This is a genomic window from Paraburkholderia sediminicola (assembly GCF_902859805.1).
GTDB lineage: Bacteria > Pseudomonadota > Gammaproteobacteria > Burkholderiales > Burkholderiaceae > Paraburkholderia > Paraburkholderia sediminicola.
Genome location: NZ_CADIKC010000033.1, coordinates 1 through 1,164, shown reverse-complemented (window position 1 = coordinate 1,164; position 1,164 = coordinate 1). Strand labels below are relative to the sequence as shown.

Genomic DNA, 1,164 nt, shown 5'->3' with positions numbered 1-1,164 from the left:
GCCTGCGCCTCGATCGTCGGATGATCGAACACCTGCTTCGGCGTGAGCTTCAGTCCCGCCTGACGCGCCTTCGCGATCAGCTGCAGGCTCACGATCGAATCGCCCCCCGCCTCGAAGAAGTTCTGCGTCACCCCCAGCTGCTGCGCCTCGCGCCCCAGCACCGAGGCCCAGATCGCCCGCATCTGCGTCTCGCGCGCCGTGCGCGGCGCCACCGCCTGCCATGCGTCATCTTCCTGCGGTGCGGGCAGCGCCCCGCGGTCCAGCTTGCCGTTGGCCATCACCGGCAGCCGCGCGAGCTTCATCCACCCGCCCGGCACCATGTACCCCGGCAGCTTCGACTGCAGCGTCGCCTGCAGCTGCGGCGCCTGCGCCTCACCCACCCAGTACGCCACCAGCCGCCGGCGTTCGCCCTCGCCGCGCAGCGCCACCACCGCCTGCTCCACTCCGGCGCAGCCGCGCAGCTGCACCTCGATCTCGCCCAGCTCGATCCGGTAACCGCGCAGCTTCACCTGCTGGTCCAGCCGACCCAGGTACTCGATGCAGCCGTCCGCGCGCAAGCGGCACAGGTCCCCGCTGCGGTACAGCCGTTCTCCGTCGTTGTACGGCGACGGCACGAAGCGCTCCGCGGTCAGCCCCGGCCGTCCCAGGTAGCCGCGCGCCAGCGATACCCCGCCAATGCACAGCTCGCCCAGCCCGCCCACCGGCACTTCGTTGCCGTCCCCGTCCAGCACGCATACGCTGCGCCCCGGATACGCAATCCCGATCGGTGCGCTCACGTGCTGCGTGTCCTGCGCCTCTGTGCGGCGGTATAGCGCGGCCACCGTCGTTTCGGTCGGCCCATACAGGTTATCCAGCCGCACGCCTGCCAGTGCACTGCGCTGCCAGCGTGCGAGCGCATCCCCCGGCAGACCTTCGCCGCCCACCGTGATCTGCCGTAGCGAAGGCAGCGCCTCGCGTGATGGCGCCTCGCCGAGCCACTGCTGCCACAGCGCGGTCGGGATCCGCGCGAACGTCACCTGATGGGTGGCCAGTGCGCTGCTGAGCGCCTGCAGGTCCCATGCGGCGGCCCCACGCATGCACACCTGTCCGCCCATCAGCAGCGCCGGCAGCAGTTCGTGCAGCGCCACGTCGAAGTTGATCGTCGACGACTGCAGCAGCGTGTCC

1 protein-coding gene is annotated in these 1,164 nt (G+C 70.9%); it reads right to left on the bottom strand.

The genetic code is table 11. The features are described from left to right. Positions 1-1,164 (bottom strand): non-ribosomal peptide synthetase (locus R8871_RS38295; RefSeq protein ID WP_175055082.1); only part of this gene is annotated, 1,164 nt, incomplete at both ends.